At 38.5% G+C, this 426-nt stretch carries 1 protein-coding gene; it reads left to right on the top strand.

The window, feature by feature from the left end:
• Positions 1-44: 44 nt before the first annotated feature.
• On the top strand, positions 45-426 hold a 382-nt coding region (locus E4T71_RS09015; RefSeq protein ID WP_245165728.1), incomplete at its 3' end, for a PfkB family carbohydrate kinase.

The raw sequence follows: 426 nt of genomic DNA, 5'->3' as shown, positions 1-426 counted from the left end.
ATGTAGAAAAGTTTAGTCGACAAGTCGGGGGTGCACCATGTAATGTGGCTTGTACAGCGACAAAACTAGGTGGCAATGCGGAAATGATTACACAATTAGGACAAGACGCATTTGGTGAGTTAATTGTGGAAACGCTAGAAGACATAGGAGTAGGTACTCAATATGTAAGACGTACTGAGGAAGCCAATACGGCCTTAGCATTTGTGAGTTTAACTAAAGAAGGAGAAAGAGACTTTTCCTTTTATAGAAAACCATCGGCTGACATGTTGTACAGTACTGATGCAGTAAGTTCCATCGATGTAACTGAAAATGATATGTTGCATTTCTGCTCAGTTGATCTAGTGGAAAGTCCTATGAAATTAGCACATAAGAAATTGATTGAAAAAGTGACAAATACAGGAGGTACAATTGTATTTGATCCTAATG

This window comes from Streptococcus sp. WM07 (genome assembly GCF_004570525.1).
GTDB lineage: Bacteria > Bacillota > Bacilli > Lactobacillales > Streptococcaceae > Streptococcus.
This window is presented reverse-complemented; position numbering and strand designations above follow the sequence as displayed.